Origin of the sequence: Bordetella genomosp. 13 (assembly GCF_002119665.1) — a bacterium.
Taxonomy (GTDB): Bacteria; Pseudomonadota; Gammaproteobacteria; order Burkholderiales; family Burkholderiaceae_B; genus Bordetella.
Map to the genome: position 1 here is coordinate 2,493,361 of NZ_CP021111.1, position 14,137 is coordinate 2,507,497.

The window sequence follows — 14,137 nt, forward strand, 5'->3', positions numbered from 1 at the left end:
AATGGAAATCGAGCCGCTAGATGGCGCCCGCCTGGCGCAGGTCTTGCAGCGCCTGTTCGTCGATGCCGAGCTTCTCGCGCAGTACCTCTTCCGTGTGCTCGCCCAGCAGCGGCGGGCGTCCCACCTGCGGATCGTCCAGGCCCTGGAAGCGCAGCGGCACCCGCAAGCCCTTGAAGCTGCCGATGCGCGGATGGGGGAACTCGACCACCATGCCGCGCGCGGCCACGTGCTCGTTGGCCATGACTTCATCCACCTGCAGGATCGGCCCCGCGGGCACGCCGACCAGGTCGCAGCGACGGCACAGTTCGTCGCGGTCCAGCTTGCCGATCGCGGCCTGCAGTCGCGCCATGACCTCTTCGCGCCGCGCCAGGCGCTCGGCATTGCGGCCCAGCGCCGCGTCGGCGGCCCAGTCTTCCAGGCCCAGCAGGTTGCACAGCGGCGCCCAGTGCTGGTCGCTGCCGGTGATCTGCACCCATCTGCCATCCGCGCACACGAAGGCGGCGGACGGAATGCGTCCGGGATGTTCCGTGCCCAGCCGCGCCGGCACCTCGCCCAACGCGAACCAGCGGGCGGCGGCCAGCGACAGCAGGCCCACCTGGCCATCGAACATCGAGAAGTCGACGTGGCTGCCGCGGCCGGTTTTCTCGCGGCCGGTCAGCGCCGCCAGGATGGCGATGGCCACCCACAGGCCGGAACTGAGGTCGGCTATCGGCAGGCCCGGCTTCACGGGGCCGCCGCCGCGCTCGCCTGTCAGGCTCATGATGCCCGCCATGGCCTGGAACACGGTGTCGTAGCCTTTGCGCTTGCGATAGGGTCCCGTCTGGCCGAAGCCCGTGCAGCTGACGTGCACCAGCCGCTCGTTCAGCGGCGACAGCGCCGCATAGTCGAGGCCGTACCTGGCCAGCGTGCCGACGGGGAAATTCTCGAGCAGCACGTCGGCGCCTGCGGCCAGCCTGCGCACCAGGTCCTGCCCCTGCGGGCTGCGCAGGTTGACGGTGATCGATCGCTTGCTGCGATTGAAGGCCATGTAATAGGCCGAGACCTCATCGGCTTCTCCCTGCACCTCGCCCCGGGCCATGGGCTCGAAGCTTCGGGTCTCGTCGCCCGTGCCCGGCTGTTCGACCTTGATGACCTCGGCGCCGAGCTCGGCCAGGATCATGGACGCGAACGGGCAGGCCAGGACGCGCGACAGGTCGAGGATGGTGATGCCCTGCAACGGCCGCATCGCTTTACTCCGCCCTGTCTGCCGCGGAAGCGGCCTTGCGGAAGCCGCGCATCATCACGTTGGCGTCGCGGCCGACTTCCAACGCCTGGGCCAGGCCGAGATCGGCGGCGCGGTGGAAGCTGCGCTTGGTGGTCGCCATGGCGACGGGGCTCCAGGCGGCGATGCGAGCGGCCAGCTGCAGCGCGGCGTCGAGCACCTCGGCATCGGGCGCCACGCGATTGCACAGGCCCGAGGCCCGCGCGCCCGCGCCATCCAGCGGCTCCGCCAGCGCCACCAGCTCGAAGGCCTGCTTGCGGCCCACCTGGCGCACCAGATTGGCCATGACGACCGCGGCGACGATGCCGTGCTTCAGTTCGGGGTAGCCGAAGCGCACGGTCTCGGACATCACGCACAGGTCGCACGCGATGGCCAGCCCCGCGCCGCCGCCCAGCGCGTTGCCGCGCACGGCCGACACCACGGGCTTGTTCATCTGCGAGAAGACCAGATGCAGCGCCGTGGTCAGGTCCGCGCGCGCGGTGACGGCCTGCGGGTCCTCGGGCGTGAGGGCCGAGAACTCGTTGGTATCGGCGCCGGCGCAGAAGGATTTGCCTGCGCCGGTCAGCACGACGGCGTTGACGGCCGGGTCGCGATCGGCCGCCCGCAGGCTGTCCAGCAGCTCCTGGGTCAGCAGCGTGTTGAGCGCGTTGTGTTTCTCGGGGCGGTTCAGCGTCAGGATGCGCACCGCGCCGCGGTCCTCGATCAGCAGGTGTTTCAGGTCGGGCATGAGCTGTTGGTCTCCGTCGTTGTACGTATGCTGTGTTGCGCTGCGCTGTGCGCGTTGTGGCGTGCTATGCGCTTCGATCAGGCTTCCGCCGCCATCGCGCGCAGGCGCGCCTGCGCCTCGCGCAGTTCGTGCACCAGCTGAGCCACGACGTCGGCGGCAGGCTGGATGCGGGAGACGAGGCCGGCCGACTGGCCCAGCTCGACCTTGCCCCACTCGACGTCGCCATCCAGTGCGGCCTGCTTCAGCGTGCTGTTCTTGAACAGCGCGTCGTAGTCCTCCTGCGCGATATGGTCGCGTTCCGCATCGAAGATCGCCTGGGCGAAGGCATTGCGCAGACCGCGCACGGGCAGACCGCGGCGGCCGATCAGCACGGTGTCGTGCACGTCGGCGGCCAGCACGGCCTGCTTGTAGCGTTGATGCACGGCCGCCTCTTCGGTAAGCAGGAAACGCGTGCCCAGCTGTACGGCGTCCGCTCCCAGCGCCAGCAATGCGGCAATGCCCCAACCGTCGGCCACGCCGCCGCCGGCGATCACCGGGATGCGCACCTCCTGCAGCACGCGGCGAACGGTGACCAGCGTGCTGACCTCGTTGGCGGGCGGATGCCCGCCCGCTTCGCCGCCGATCACCACCAGCGCGTCGACGCCGGCGTCCGCGGCCTTCCTGGCGTGTTCCAGTGTGGAGACCACCTGGATCCAGATGGCGCCGTAATCGCGAAAACGCGGCAGGTGCGCCTTGGGGCCGCCCTGCGACGCGATGACCACCGGCACGCGCCGGGCATGCATGATGTCCAGGATCTCGGCCGCGCCCGGCCGGTACAGCGGGATGTTGACCGCGTACGGCCTGGAGGTGGCGGCGGCGAGCGCCCGAAGCTCGCGCTCGAAATCGGCCGTGCGCAGGGGGCCCGCCGCCAGCACGCCCAGCGCGCCCGCACTGGACACCGCCGCGGGCAATGCGGCACTGGACGATGCCCAGCTCATGCCGGCCTGGATGATGGGGTGCTCGATGCCGAGCATGCGGGTGATGGCGGTTTGCATGGAATGGAACGACATTGGGACACGGCATGGCCGTACGGCGCGGCCGGGCGGCATGACCGTACGACACGGCCAAAGTAGTTGTCAGCGTAAACTACTTAGTGGACAAAATCAACTAAATGCATGACACCATCCCATGCATCCGGTGCGCGGGGATATTGACCATGGCTGCGCGGGTTGGCATATTGAGGTGGCACGCTTGGGAAGGAGCACCCAATGGAACTCATCGGGCAGGCCGGAGTCGGCCTGATCATGCTGGGGCTGTGTCTACTGGTGGACAGGCTCGGACTGCCGTCCCTGCCAGAGATGCGCATGCGCATCCGTTGGCTCGAAAGGCATGCCGCTTCCGACAAGGACGGCGGCCGGCGTGCCGAGCTGTCCGCGCTGAAAGGCGGCGTGCTGAAGGCGCGATGGTGGCCCTGCTGCCTGGCGATCGGGCTGGGCCTCTTTCTTTACGCGCTGATCCGCATCGTCATGCAGAGCTAGCGCGCCATTGGCCGCGGTCCGCTAGCGATCCTGTGTGCCGAACGTCAAGCGGGGAACCGCGTCCAGCAGGCGCCGCGTCATCTCGTGCTCGGGCGCATGCAGCACCGCATCCGCCTGCGCGCATTCGACGATGCGGCCGCCTGCCATCACCGCGATCCGGTCGGCCAGGTATTCCACCACGCTGAAGTTGTGGGTGATGAACAGATAGGCGATGCCCAGCTCCGCCTGCAGCTCGCGCAGCAGGTCCAGTATCTGCGCCTGCACCGACACGTCCAGTGCCGAGGTGGGCTCGTCGCAGATCAGCACCTTGGGCTCCACCGCCAGCGCGCGCGCGATGGCGATGCGCTGGCGCTGCCCGCCCGAGAATTCGTGGGGATAGCGGGTTGCGGTGTCGGCCGGCAGGCCAACCCGCGCCAACAGACTCTGGACGCGCGCCAGTCGCTCTGCCGCCGACATGTCGGGACGCAGCGCGGCGATGCCCTCGTCCAGGATGTCGCCCACCCGCATGCGCGGGTCCAGCGACGCGAACGGGTCCTGGAAGACGATCTGGATGTCGCGGCGCAGGCGCCGCAGGTCGGCGCGCGAGGCCGTCAGCAGGTCCTCGCCATTCAACAGCGCCCGCCCTGAAACCTGTGCGCCCTCCACCAGGCGAAGCAGCGCCTTGCCGGTAGTGGTTTTGCCGCAGCCTGACTCGCCAAGCAGCGCCAGCGTCTCGCCGGCGCGCAGCGTGAAGGTGACGCCATCCACGGCCTTGACCCAGCCCACCGTGCGGCGCAGCGCGCCCTTGCGCACGGGGTAATGCACGCGCAGGTCCTGCACGTCCAGCACCACCTCGCCGGCGACGGGATGCGGCTGGCGCGCCGGCGCGGCCTGGGCGGCGGCCGACAGCGGACGGCCGCGCTTGGCGTAGGTGGGAATGGCGTTGAACAGCTCGCGCGCGTACGGATGCCGCGGCGCGGCGAAGAAGTCGGCGGCGGCGGCGCTTTCGACGATTTCGCCGCCGCGCATCAGCGCCACGTGGTGAGCCACCTTGCTGACGACGGCCAGGTCGTGCGTGATCAGCAGCATGGCCATGCCCAGCTCGCGCTGGATGTCCGCCAGCAGCTCCAGCACCTGCGCCTGCACGGTCACGTCCAGCGCCGTGGTGGGCTCGTCGGCAATCAGCAGCCTGGGCTCGGCCGCCAGGGCGATCGCGATCATGACGCGCTGCTTCTGCCCGCCCGAGAACTGGAAGGGATAGTCGTCGATGCGTCGCTGCGGCTCGGGAATGCCCACGCGCCGCAGCCAGTGGATGGCGCGCTCGCGCGCCGCGGCGCCGCGCAATGGCGTGTGCTGCACCAGGGTCTCGACGATCTGGTCGCCCACCCGCATCACCGGGTTCAGGCTGGTGGACGGCTCCTGGAAGATGATGCCGATGCGGCCGCCGCGCACGGTGCGCATGGCGCTTTCGGGCAGCTGGTTCAGGTCTTCGCCCGCCAGGCGGACCTGGCCGCCCACGATGCGGCCGGCATCGGGCAACAGGCGCAGCAGCGCCATGGCCGTCATGCTCTTGCCGCAGCCGGACTCGCCCACCAGCGCGAAGGTTTCGCCGTGCGCGATGGCGAACTGCAGCCGCTTGACCGCATTCGTCAGGCCGGACTCGCCAGCCACGTCCACGCTGAGGCCGGTGACCTCCAGCAGCGAGCCGGCGGTACGTGCTTGCATCACGGGCAGGTTCACGGCGTTCCTCCGACGGCCGGCGCCGTGGCGGGCCGGTAGCGCCGCGCGCGCGGATCGAAGGCATCGCGCACCGCGTCGGCGAACAGATTGGCGGCCAGCACCAAAGCCAGCATGAAAGCGAAGGCGGCCAGCAGGTTCCACCAGATCATGGGATCGCGCGACATCTCGAGACGAGCACGGTCGATCATCGAGCCGAACGAATTCATGCTGGGATCGACGCCGATGCCCAGGTAGGACAGCACGGCTTCGTACAGCACCAGGCCCGAGAACTCGAGCACCACGGTGATCAGCACGATGTGCATGACGTTGGGCAACAGGTGGCGCCGCATGATGCGCCAGTGCGACACGCCGAAGGCGCGCGCGGCCTGCACGTATTCCAGCTCGCGCAGCTTGAGCGTTTCGGCGCGCAGCAGGCGGCACAGGCCGGCCCAGCCCGTCAGGCCCAGGATCATGCACAGCAGGAACAGGCGCAGGTCGGCGCGCGCGGCCGAGGTGTCGAACAGGTCGGGATGGGCGTCGATGTAGACCTGCATCATCAGGGCGCAGGCCGCCACCAGCAGCACGCCGGGAATGGAGGTGAGCGTGGTGTAGATGTACTGGATGACGTCGTCCACCCAGCCCTTGAAATAGCCCGACGCGATGCCGAACGCGATGGCGGGCGGCAGCATGGCGATGGTGGTGAGGCTGCCGATGACCAGTGCGGTGCGTATGCTCTTGAGCGACTGCCACAGCACGTCGTTGCCGGTGCGGTCGGTGCCCAGCACGTGATAGCCGCTGGACAACCCCGCCATGGCGCCCACCACGAGACTCATGATGGCGAACGTCAGCAGCATGGCGCGCCATGGCAGGTCGGTGCGGTTGCGCAGTACGCTGGCGGCCGCGCGCACCCAGCCGCCGTGCCGGCGCGCCAGCATGGCCGCCGCCAGCGCGCCCGCCGCCAGTGCGACGGCCGCACCGCCCGCCAGGCCCAAAGCCAGCCGGCGCAGGATGTCGGGCACGGTCTCGGTGGATGGGTCCTCCAGGTGCGCCCCGCCGCTGCGCAGGCGCGGAAAATCGCGCACGGGCTTGCCGTCCACCAGCATGGTTTCCTTGGTGAACTGGTGCGAGGCCAGCGGCGCGGAATAGGTCTTCTCGGGACGGTTGAGCACCGTGCCGTCCAGCAGGCCGTCCAGCGCCGAACGCACGGCCGGCGCATAGGCGGGCGGCGCGCCGGCGGGCGCGTCGGCGGCGGGCGGCAGCAGCGGCCGGTAGTGCATGGAGTCGAGCAGGCCCACCAGCGCGAAGGCCAGCAGCACCACGGCCGAGCACATGGCGGGCGCGTCGCGCGCCACCCTGCCCCAGGTGGCCCGCAGCGTGGGGCTGCGCGACACGTGCCATGCGTACAGCAGCACGCCCGCCAGCATCAGGAACAGGGCGACGTCGGTCCAGAGGAATACGATCAGCGGCATGGCGGCTACTCGAAACGGACGCGCGGGTCGGCCAGCGTGTACGAGATGTCGGCCAGGATGAGGCCGACGATGTACAGCACCGAACCCAGGAACACCATGGCGCGCACAATGGAGAAGTCCTGCGCGCTGATGGCGTCGATGGTATAGCTGCCCAGGCCCGGAATGCCGAAGAACGACTCGGCGATCAGGCTGCCCATGAACAGCAGCGGAATCGCCGAGACCGTGCCGGTGAGTATGGGCAGCATGGCATTGCGCAGCACGTGGCGGAACAGCACCATGCGCTCGGTCAGGCCCTTGGCGCGCGCGGTGCGCACGTAGTCCTTGCCGATCTCTTCCAGGAACAGCGTGCGGTAGAAGCGGGCCTCGGGGCCGAGCCGCGCGATGATGGCCACCAGCACCGGCAGCGCCAGGAACTTGACCACGTCCAGCCCGCCCGAGAAGCCCGAGTACGGCACCAGCCGCAGCAGCTTGGAGAACATCCACTGCCCCGCGATGATATAGAACAGGCTGGAGATGGACAGCATCACCACGCACAGCACCACGCCCCAGAAGTCCAGGCGCGTGGCGCGGAAATACACCAGCATGACCGAGAACGCCACGCTGGCCAGCAGGCCCAGCACGAAGGTGGGGATGGCCAGCGCCAGGCTGGGCCACATGCGGGTGCGGATCTCGCGGCCGATGTCGCGGCCCCCGTCCGACGCGCCGAACTCCATCGCCAGCAGCGGCACCGAGCGCTGGTAGAACACCGTGTCGGTGTAGCGGCGCGCGCCTTCCTGTTCGGTGTTGAAGAACAGCGGCTTGTCGTAGCCGCGGTCCACCTTCCATTTCTCGATGGCGTCCTGGCTGATGCGCTGGCCGCCGATGGCCAGCCGCGCCATGTCGTCGGGCGTGTTGACGGCGAAGAACAGCACGAAGGTGAACAGGTTGACGCCGACCAGGATCAGCGCGCCGTACAGCAGGCGGCGGATGACGTAGGCGATCATGGACGGGACTCCTGGGATGCGGCGCCGGCCGCCTGCAGCGCGGTCTGGCGCTCGCGCCGGCGCAGCGCGGCCAGCGACGGCCACACCGCCAGCGCCAACAGCGCGGCCACCAGCAGCAGCGGCCACCAGACCGGACGATTCCATTCATCGATCTTGCGCACCCGCAGGGCCGGATCGATCTTCAGGTACTGCAGGGTGTTGCGCACCATCTGCGTGGGCTTGGCGTTGCCCACCCACTGCTGATAGGCGCCGCCCGACATCGGGAAATAGCCGAACATCCACGGCGCGTCGCGCCGCACCACCTCGACCATGCGTGCGACCAGCTGCGCCTTCTCGGGACCATCGTCCAGGTACTTCATCTGCTCGAACAGCTTGTCGAACTCGGGATTCTGGTAGTTGGCGGCGTTCTCGCCGCCCTCCTTCGCCTTGGAGTTGGGACCGTACAACAGGAACAGGAAGTTCTCGGCGTCCGGGTAGTCGGCGTTCCAGCCCCAGTAGAAGATCTGCGCCGAGCCGCGCCGCATCTTGTCCTGGAAGCGGTTGTAGTCGGTGGACCGCACATCCATCTGGATGCCGATCTTGGCCAGCTGGCGCCGCATCCAGTCGAATTGCGGATTGCCGCCCGCGCCGCTCATGGCGTCGTAGTACAGCACCAGCGGCTGGCCGGTCTCGGCATTGCGGCCGTCGGGGTAGCCCGCCTCGGCCAGCAGGCGCCTGGCCACGTCCAGCGACTTGCGCACCGGCTTGCCGTCGACCAGGTCGTACACCACGGGGTTGTAGCCCTGCGGCAGCTCCTGGAAGCCGACCACGCCGGGAGGCACCGGACCGTGCGCCACTTCAGCCTGGCTGTTCTCGAACACGGCCACGTATTCTTCCCAGTCGAAGGCGATGCTGATCGCCTGGCGCAGCTTGCGGTTCTTCTCCTGCTGGGCCGGCGTGTCGCCGCGACCCACCACGGGATCCAGCCAGTTGAAGCCCATGTACCAGTTGGAGGTCTCCACCGTGGACGGCAGCTGGATGCCATGGTCGCGGTACAGCTCGGCCTTCTCGGCGGAGTCGCCGGCGGCCACACGCATGGCCACGCCATACTCACCGCGCTCGACCTGCGGCACGTCGTAGTAGCCCTGCAGGAACTTGCCGGTCAGCGGCACGGCCTCTTTCTCGATGCTGAAGACGATGCGGTCGATGAACGGCGTGGGCTTGCCGCAGTCGGCCAACAGGCCCTTGTCGCGATCGGCGGGCTCGCCCTCGCAGGGGTAGGGCTCGCCATGGAAATTGGGATTGCGCGCCAGCACGTGCCGGCGATTGGTGATGGACTCGGCCAGCATGTATGGCCCCGTGCCCACCGGCCACGTGTTGAGCGACAGGTCGTGCTCGGCCATGCCGGGCTGGCTGTAGAAGCGGTCGGCCTCCCACGGCACCGGCGCGGTGAAGGTCATGGCGAGCCAGTATTTGAACTGCGGATACTTGCCCTTGATGCGGATGCGCAGCGTGTGGTCGTCCAGCGCCTGCACGCCCTCGAAGCCCTGCCCCTCGCGCAGGTCCAGCCATGGCAGGTCGCGGCCGCCCGGCGGCAGGCCGGCACGCTCGGCCTGGTCGCGCTTGCGCAGCGCATCGCCGTATTCCTGCATGTCCACCACGTAATTGGCCAGCAGCGTATAGATGGGCGACACCACGCGCGGGCTGGCCAGGCGGCGGAACGCATAGACGTAATCGGATGCCGTCAGTTCGCGCGTGCCGGTCTGAGGGAAGTCGGGGATGGCGAACTTGTCGTCGAGCTCGCCCGCGGCCAGCGGAAAGTAGGCGTGGCTGCCGTCCGGGTTCTTCGCGAACGCGGGGTGCGGCTGGAAGCGGATGCCGGGACGCAGCTTGATGTCGTAGACGCTTTCGGCAATGAGCTCGCCCGGCGCGTCGGCGGGCAGCTCTCGGCCCTGGGCGTCGACGTAACGAGGCGGGTCGATGGAGGCCGCCGCGCGCGGCACCAGCTCGTAGGGTCGCTTCAGGTAGTGGTAACCGTAAAGCGGCTCGTAGATGTTGTAGGTGTACGGCGTTTCGTCCACCGAGTAAGAGCTGGCCGGATCCAGGTATTTGGGCGAGCGGCTGACGAAGGCCGTGTACAGGGCGTTCTCGGCCAGCGCGTCGGCGGTATAGGGGCTGTTGATGGGATCCTCTCGCGAGCAGGCGGCCATCAGCAGCGCCAGCAGCACCGCAGCGGTGTATCGCCACAACCGTCCGATCATGAAAATGCCCCCAAGACCTTGCAGCCGCACAGAATAGCAAACGCTGCCTCTCGCACAATGGTGGATTGCGCCCGCTTGCGCGCGTATCGGCATGACCGCATGCGCGTCAGCCGCACTTGCGCTGCCGCCAGCATTCATAGCGCCACTTCCAGGGTTCGACCGCGCCCGGCTGCGACCACAGGCCCTGGCGCGCTTCGCGCGCGTTGCGCTGCAGGCCCGGCATGGCCGTATCGCGCAGGTAGGCGCCGCGGCGCGCCGTGTAGGCCCAGGCATAGCCGGCCGAGACCTGTGCCCGGTTGGCCGATGACCCGTCGTCCAGCCGCACGGTGCAGACGTCGCGGCCGTATTGGTCGGCCTCGTGGCACTGGGCGCGCAGGTAGCGCCCCGCCACCAGGCCGGCCAGGTGCTTGCGCGAGGCCTCGGCATAAGGCTGGCCCGGCTGGTTGGCGCCGTTGCCCGCCTCGGGCGCATCGATGCTGTCCAGGCGGATGCGGCGCTGGCCGTCGGAGGTGAGCATGGTGACGGTGTCGCCGTCGGCCACGTCGACGATGCGACCGCGCAATTCGTAGGGCTCGCCACGCTGCGCGGCGTCGCGTCCGGCCGGCGGACCCGAAGGCCCGTCGGAAGGTTCGCCGAAAGGCAGATAACGCTGCACCAGCACGCCGGCCGCGGCCAGCACCAGCGCGGCGATGCCGGCGCCGAGGCGGCGGGCGCCGCGTCGGCGGGCGCCGCGCGCTTGCCCGCCGCGCCGAGGCCTTACGAACATGCTGGACAAGACAGACTCCGCGTCACTCATGTGGCCGGCAGTTTGCCACAAGCCTGGCGGCCCGAGCGCGCTCTTGCCGCGCGCATGCCGCAATCGCCCCTACAGCCAGCCCGAGCGGCGGAATCGCCAATACAGCACGCCGCAGGCCGCCCCGATCATGGAGAGCGTCAGCGGATAGCCCCACTCCCATTTCAGCTCGGGCATGTACTCGAAGTTCATGCCGTAAAGCCCGGCCACCGCGGTCGGCACCGCCAGGATGGCCGCCCAGGAGGCCAGGCGCCGCGTGGTGTCGTTCTGCTGCGCCTGCGCGATCATCTGGCTGGCTTCGAACGCGAAGGCCAGGGCCTCGCGCAGCGCGTTGATCAGTTCGTCGATGCGCTGGATGCGATCGGCCACCTCGCCGAAGTATGGCCGCGCATGTATGTCCACCGCCGGCATCTCGACGCGGGCCAGGCGGCGACAGATCTCGGTCATGGGCGAGATGACGGTGTGCATGCGCAGCAGGTCGCGGCGCTGCCGGTACAGCCGGCGGATGTCGGCGTCCTTGGCGCCGCGGATCAGCAGCTTCTGTTCGGCGTTCTCGACCACCGTCTCCAGCTTGGTGACGGCCGCGAGATAGCGGTCGGCCAGCATGTCCAGCAGCTCGCTGGCCACATAGTCGCTGCCGCGCCGCAGCAGGTCCGGCACGGCCTCGAGACGCTCGCGCAGCGAGGTGTGGGGCGCGACGGCGCCGCGCCGCACGGTGACCAGGAACCCTTCGCCGATCAGCAGCTGGGTCTCGCCGAACAAGGGGCGTTCGGATTCGACCTCGACCGTGGGCGCCACCACCAGCACCATGTTGCCGTAGTCCAGGATCTTGGCGCGCCGGTGCGGCTCGAGCATTTCCTCGACGTTCTTCTCGCAGGCGCCCAGCGCGCGCACCACCTGCGACAGCAGGTCCGCAGGCGGATTGCGCAGGCCCATCCACAGCAGGCTGTGCTCCTGGCCCGCGTACCGGTGCACCTCTTCCAACGGCACGTCGTGGTCGCGGCGGCCATCGACATAGGCGACGGAAGCCACCACGGTGGTCTGGTCGAATTGGGCGGCGGGCGGGACGTCCTGGGACATGGTTGCTCCTCTATGAATGCTGCGGCAGGCATGATCTGGTATCGCCCCGCCGCCACCATGATAGTGCCGCGCCGCATTCGCCGCCGGGCACAGGCGCGGCGCGGCCGCGCTACGAGAACATGCCGCGCATCCGGCTGGCCAGGTCCACCACCGGCGCGGACTGCGCCGCGCGCTCGCCGCGGCCATGAGGCAGCTCGGGCGGCTTGGGCAGGTGGTCGAACAGCGGCAGCAGCGGCTGCGGAATGAAGCGCGTGCGCGAGGCATAGACGTGGCGGTCGCCCATGCCGTTCTGCTGGTGCACGTAAAAGCGCTGTGGCACGATGATCTGCAGCCGTTCGCGCGCGCGCGTCATGGCCACGTACAGCAGGCGGCGCTCTTCCTCGATCTCTTCGCTGTCACCCGTGCTCATGTCCGAAGGGATGCAGCCGTCCACCGCGTTCAGCACGTACACCGCGCGCCACTCCTGCCCCTTGGCGGAATGGATGGTGGACAGGATCATGTAGTCCTCGTCGCGCAGCGGCGCGCCGGACTCGTCGCTGGTGGCGTTGGGCGGATCGAGCGTCAGCTCGGTGAGAAAGCGCTCGCGCGTGGGATAGCCCATGGCGATGCGAGCCAGCTGCTCGAGATCGGCGCGGCGCATGGTGGCGTCGCCGTCGTACAGGCGTTCGATCTGGTCGCCGTACCAGCGCAACGCGATCTCGACGTCCGCGGGCCAGTGGTGGCCGGGCGCGCGCAGCGCGGCGTACGTCTGCACGAAAGCCGTCCACTCGTCGCGCGCGCCCGCCCCGGGCTTGAACGCGCGCATGGCGTCCAGCGGCTCGGAGGCCTGCGCGAGCTCGTCCATCAGCCGTCCCGCGGTGGCGGGGCCGATGCCCGGCAGCAGCTGCGCCACGCGAAACCCGGCCATGCGCGTGCGCGGATTCTCGGCCCAGCGCAGGATGGACAACAGGTCCTTGACGTGCGCGGCCTCGAGGAACTTCAGCCCGCCGAACTTCACAAAAGGGATGTTGCGGCGGGTCAGCTCGAGCTCGAGCGCGACGCTGTGGCTGGCCGCGCGGAACAGCGCCGCCTGCGACTTCAGCGTGGCGCCGCCTTCGCGCAGCGCCAGCACCTGGTCGGCAACCCAGCGCGCCTGGCCGGCCTCGTCCGACACGGTGACCAGTTCGGGCCGCTGCGACGAGGCCCGATCGGTGTACAGCTGCTTGGCATAGCGCTCGGGGGCCAGGCCGATCACCGCGTTGGACGCGTCCAGGATGGGCTGCGTGGAGCGGTAGTTGCGCTCGAGCGTGACCACATGCGCGCCATCGGGAAACTGCCGCGGGAAGTCGAGGATGTTGCGCACCGTGGCCGCGCGGAACGAATAGATGGCCTGCGCGTCGTCGCCCACCACCGTCAGTCCGCGCCCCTGCGGCTTGAGCGCGATCAGGATGTCGGCCTGCAGCCGGTTGGTGTCCTGGTATTCGTCCACCAGCACGTGATCGAAGCGCTCGCCGGTCTCGCGCGCCAGGCCGGGGTCGCGCATCATTTCGGCCCAGTACAGCAACAGATCGTCGTAGTCGAGCGCCTGCTGGGCCTGCTTGGCCTGCACGTACGCGCGGAACAGGCGCTTCAATTCGTCTTCCCATTGGGCGCACCATGGAAAGACCTGCGCCAGTACGTCGGCGATGGGCGCCTGGCTGTTGACCACGCGCGAATAGATGGCGAGGCACGTGCCCTTCAAGGGAAAGCGCTCGCTGGTGGCCGACAGGCCCAGTTCGTGGCGCACCATGCCCATCAGGTCTTCGGCATCGCCGCGATCGTGCACGGTGAAGGAGTCGGACAGGCCGATGCGCGCGGCATATTCGCGCAGCAGCCGCGCGCCCACGCTGTGGAAGGTGCCCGACCAGGGAAGCGGCGGCGCCGACTGGCCGGCGCCCAGGTTCATCGCGCGGCGCAGCACGCCGCCCACGCGCCGCTCCATCTCCTGCGCGGCGCGGCGCGAGAACGTGAGCAGCAGCATGCGCTGCGGATCCGCGCCCCGCAGGACGAGGTGCGCCACGCGATGCGCCAGCGTGCTGGTCTTGCCCGAGCCCGCCCCCGCGATGACCAGCAGCGCCTGACTCGGGCCTTCTGGCCCCGCGCCGTACTCGGCAGCCTCGCGCTGCGCGGGATTCAGATCGGCCAAGGGGTCGGGGCGGGCCGTCGAGGCACGCCCGGCTTCGGAGGAACGGTCCGTGAAGGCGCGCCCCGCATCGGCGTGGCTGGAGTCGGGATCGGACATGGGGATAGGCAAAGACGGAATTGCGCGGAAACCAGCCGGAGAGATTACTGGATATTTGAACAGGAAAAAGTAACACACCGCCCGGAAACGGCGGGTATAGTTAGCGGCG

At 69.1% G+C, this 14,137-nt stretch carries 11 protein-coding genes; 1 reads left to right on the forward strand and 10 read right to left on the reverse strand.

Annotated features, from left to right (window positions below; all coding sequences use genetic code 11):
* Positions 1 to 16: 16 nt before the first annotated feature.
* From CAL15_RS11295 to CAL15_RS11305, 3 genes are all read right to left on the reverse strand, one after another.
* Complete coding sequence (locus CAL15_RS11295) at positions 17 to 1,225, reverse strand: CaiB/BaiF CoA transferase family protein (RefSeq protein ID WP_086078676.1); 1,209 nt, start codon at positions 1,223 to 1,225, stop codon at positions 17 to 19.
* Between the two features lie 4 nt (positions 1,226 to 1,229).
* Positions 1,230 to 1,988, reverse strand: a complete 759-nt coding sequence (locus tag CAL15_RS11300) for an enoyl-CoA hydratase/isomerase family protein (protein ID WP_232468183.1) — start codon at positions 1,986 to 1,988, stop codon at positions 1,230 to 1,232.
* A gap of 77 nt (positions 1,989 to 2,065) precedes the next feature.
* On the reverse strand, positions 2,066 to 3,022 hold the full coding sequence (locus CAL15_RS11305; protein WP_198299205.1) for an NAD(P)H-dependent flavin oxidoreductase: 957 nt from the start codon (positions 3,020 to 3,022) through the stop codon (positions 2,066 to 2,068).
* A 213-nt stretch (positions 3,023 to 3,235) separates the two neighbouring features.
* On the opposite strand from CAL15_RS11305, the gene CAL15_RS11310 reads away from it, so the two are divergent.
* The gene (locus CAL15_RS11310) at positions 3,236 to 3,505 is read left to right on the forward strand and encodes a hypothetical protein (protein WP_086078678.1); all 270 of its coding nucleotides are present in this window, start codon (positions 3,236 to 3,238) and stop codon (positions 3,503 to 3,505) included.
* A gap of 21 nt (positions 3,506 to 3,526) precedes the next feature.
* On the opposite strand, the gene CAL15_RS11315 is transcribed toward CAL15_RS11310, so the two are convergent.
* The 7 genes from CAL15_RS11315 to CAL15_RS11345 all read right to left on the reverse strand — a co-directional run bounded on the left by CAL15_RS11315 (position 3,527) and on the right by CAL15_RS11345 (position 14,028).
* Positions 3,527 to 5,209 carry an ABC transporter ATP-binding protein gene (locus CAL15_RS11315; RefSeq protein ID WP_086081049.1) on the reverse strand — a complete coding sequence of 561 codons (1,683 nt, stop codon included), beginning with the start codon at positions 5,207 to 5,209 and terminating at the stop codon, positions 3,527 to 3,529.
* An 11-nt stretch (positions 5,210 to 5,220) separates the two neighbouring features.
* The gene (locus CAL15_RS11320; protein WP_086078679.1) at positions 5,221 to 6,672 is read right to left on the reverse strand and encodes an ABC transporter permease; all 1,452 of its coding nucleotides are present in this window, start codon (positions 6,670 to 6,672) and stop codon (positions 5,221 to 5,223) included.
* 5 nt (positions 6,673 to 6,677) lie between these two features.
* Positions 6,678 to 7,655 (reverse strand): ABC transporter permease, encoded by a 978-nt coding sequence (locus CAL15_RS11325; protein WP_086078680.1) that lies wholly within the window; start codon positions 7,653 to 7,655, stop codon positions 6,678 to 6,680.
* On the reverse strand, positions 7,652 to 9,895 hold the full coding sequence (locus CAL15_RS11330; RefSeq protein ID WP_086078681.1) for an ABC transporter substrate-binding protein: 2,244 nt from the start codon (positions 9,893 to 9,895) through the stop codon (positions 7,652 to 7,654). Before CAL15_RS11330 ends, CAL15_RS11325 begins: the two co-directional genes overlap by 4 nt.
* 106 nt (positions 9,896 to 10,001) lie before the next feature.
* The gene (locus tag CAL15_RS11335; protein WP_086081050.1) at positions 10,002 to 10,661 is read right to left on the reverse strand and encodes a thermonuclease family protein; all 660 of its coding nucleotides are present in this window, start codon (positions 10,659 to 10,661) and stop codon (positions 10,002 to 10,004) included.
* 99 nt (positions 10,662 to 10,760) lie between these two features.
* Positions 10,761 to 11,768, reverse strand: a complete 1,008-nt coding sequence (locus CAL15_RS11340) for a magnesium and cobalt transport protein CorA (RefSeq protein WP_086078682.1) — start codon at positions 11,766 to 11,768, stop codon at positions 10,761 to 10,763.
* 109 nt (positions 11,769 to 11,877) lie between these two features.
* Positions 11,878 to 14,028 carry an ATP-dependent helicase gene (locus CAL15_RS11345; RefSeq protein ID WP_086078683.1) on the reverse strand — a complete coding sequence of 717 codons (2,151 nt, stop codon included), beginning with the start codon at positions 14,026 to 14,028 and terminating at the stop codon, positions 11,878 to 11,880.
* Positions 14,029 to 14,137 lie beyond the last annotated feature (109 nt).

Excerpts from the sequence above, each read along its gene's own strand:
- CAL15_RS11295 (WP_086078676.1), bottom strand. The coding sequence starts at position 1,225 with ATGCGGCCGTTGCAGGGCATCACCATCCTCGACCTGTCGCGCGTCCTG.
- CAL15_RS11300 (WP_232468183.1), bottom strand. The coding sequence starts at position 1,988 with ATGCCCGACCTGAAACACCTGCTGATCGAGGACCGCGGCGCGGTGCGC.
- CAL15_RS11305 (WP_198299205.1), bottom strand. The coding sequence starts at position 3,022 with ATGCAAACCGCCATCACCCGCATGCTCGGCATCGAGCACCCCATCATC.
- CAL15_RS11310 (WP_086078678.1), top strand. The coding sequence starts at position 3,236 with ATGGAACTCATCGGGCAGGCCGGAGTCGGCCTGATCATGCTGGGGCTG.
- CAL15_RS11315 (WP_086081049.1), bottom strand. The coding sequence starts at position 5,209 with ATGCAAGCACGTACCGCCGGCTCGCTGCTGGAGGTCACCGGCCTCAGC.
- CAL15_RS11320 (WP_086078679.1), bottom strand. The coding sequence starts at position 6,672 with ATGCCGCTGATCGTATTCCTCTGGACCGACGTCGCCCTGTTCCTGATG.
- CAL15_RS11325 (WP_086078680.1), bottom strand. The coding sequence starts at position 7,655 with ATGATCGCCTACGTCATCCGCCGCCTGCTGTACGGCGCGCTGATCCTG.
- CAL15_RS11330 (WP_086078681.1), bottom strand. The coding sequence starts at position 9,895 with ATGATCGGACGGTTGTGGCGATACACCGCTGCGGTGCTGCTGGCGCTG.
- CAL15_RS11335 (WP_086081050.1), bottom strand. The coding sequence starts at position 10,661 with ATGTTCGTAAGGCCTCGGCGCGGCGGGCAAGCGCGCGGCGCCCGCCGA.
- CAL15_RS11340 (WP_086078682.1), bottom strand. The coding sequence starts at position 11,768 with ATGTCCCAGGACGTCCCGCCCGCCGCCCAATTCGACCAGACCACCGTG.
- CAL15_RS11345 (WP_086078683.1), bottom strand. The coding sequence starts at position 14,028 with ATGTCCGATCCCGACTCCAGCCACGCCGATGCGGGGCGCGCCTTCACG.